1 rRNA gene is annotated in these 1,323 nt (G+C 56.9%); it reads left to right on the forward strand.

Features of this window, described 5'->3' with window-relative positions:
- Positions 1 to 47: 47 nt before the first annotated feature.
- Positions 48 to 1,323: ribosomal RNA gene (locus tag AB0O82_RS38730) — 23S ribosomal RNA — on the forward strand; the annotation flags it as partial.

Here is a 1,323-nt window from a genome sequence, read left to right on the forward strand (position 1 = left end):
GTGACTGGTCGTTGTTTGAGAACTGCACAGTGGACGCGAGCATCTGTGGCCAAGTTTTTAAGGGCGCACGGTGGATGCCTTGGCACCAGGAACCGATGAAGGACGTGGGAGGCCACGATAGTCCCCGGGGAGCCGTCAACCAGGCTTTGATCCGGGGGTTTCCGAATGGGGAAACCCGGCAGTCGTCATGGGCTGTCACCCGCTGCTGAACACATAGGCAGTGTGGAGGGAACGCGGGGAAGTGAAACATCTCAGTACCCGCAGGAAGAGAAAACAACCGTGATTCCGGGAGTAGTGGCGAGCGAAACCGGATGAGGCTAAACCGTGATGGTGTGAGACCCGGCAGGGGTTGCCATCGCGGGGTCGTGGGATTTTTCTTGATCGGTCTGCCGGCCGGTCGGCGAGTCAGAAACCGTATGGGTAGTCGAAGGACATGCGAAAGGTCCGGCGTAGAGGGTAAGACCCCCGTAGACGAAATCTGTACGGCTCGTTTGAGAAACTCCCAAGTAGCACGGGGCCCGAGAAATCCCGTGTGAATCTGGCGGGACCACCCGCTAAGCCTAAATATTCCCTGGTGACCGATAGCGGATAGTACCGTGAGGGAATGGTGAAAAGTACCGCGGGAGCGGAGTGAAATAGTACCTGAAACCGTGTGCCTACAAGCCGTGGGAGCGTCGTTCATCAGCTTGCTGGTGGGCCGTGACTGCGTGCCTTTTGAAGAATGAGCCTGCGAGTTTGCGGTGTGTAGCGAGGTTAACCCGTGTGGGGTAGCCGTAGCGAAAGCGAGTCCGAATAGGGCGTCTGAGTTGCATGCCCAAGACCCGAAGCGGAGTGATCTAGCCATGGGCAGGTTGAAGCGCGGGTAAGACCGTGTGGAGGACCGAACCCACCAGGGTTGAAAACCTGGGGGATGACCTGTGGTTAGGGGTGAAAGGCCAATCAAACTCCGTTATAGCTGGTTCTCCCCGAAATGCATTTAGGTGCAGCGTCACGTGTTTCTTGCCGGAGGTAGAGCACTGGATAGGCGATGGGCCTTACCGGGTTACTGACCTTAGCCAAACTCCGAATGCCGGTAAGTGAGAGCGTGGCAGTGAGACTGTGGGGGATAAGCTCCATGGTCGAGAGGGAAACAGCCCAGAACACCGACTAAGGTCCCTAAGCGTGTGCTAAGTGGGAAAGGATGTGGAGTCGCAGAGACAACCAGGAGGTTGGCTTAGAAGCAGCCACCCTTGAAAGAGTGCGTAATAGCTCACTGGTCAAGTGATTCCGCGCCGACAATGTAGCGGGGCTCAAGCACATCACCGAAGTCGTGTCATTGCAGCA

The organism is Kitasatospora sp. NPDC088264 (genome assembly GCF_040685715.1).
Lineage (GTDB): Bacteria > Actinomycetota > Actinomycetes > Streptomycetales > Streptomycetaceae > Kitasatospora.